Below are 224 nucleotides of genomic sequence, written 5' to 3'. Positions count from 1 at the left end.
GTGTCTAAAAAGACCTCCAAGAAGATATAAGGTACTGCTTGAAGTCTTTCCTTTTTAATCCGTCCAGTCGGCTTTAAATCGCTCCTAAGAGGTATTTCTTTTCGTAAGTCAATTTCTATCTTAAATACTTGGCCATCACTTTGGTGAAATAAAATACCTGGTCCTAGAGGACTATCTTCACGTCTTACGTTACATGCTTCTGATGGTCTTAAGCCAACAAAGGC

General features: G+C 38.8%; 1 pseudogene. It reads right to left on the bottom strand.

What is annotated here, in order from left to right:
• A pseudogene (locus HMPREF2704_RS11435) lies at positions 1–224 on the bottom strand (site-specific integrase); the annotation flags it as partial.

It is taken from the genome of Streptococcus sp. HMSC076C09 (assembly GCF_001837905.1).
GTDB classification, from domain to species: domain Bacteria; phylum Bacillota; class Bacilli; order Lactobacillales; family Streptococcaceae; genus Streptococcus; species Streptococcus parasanguinis_I.
This window is presented reverse-complemented; position numbering and strand designations above follow the sequence as displayed.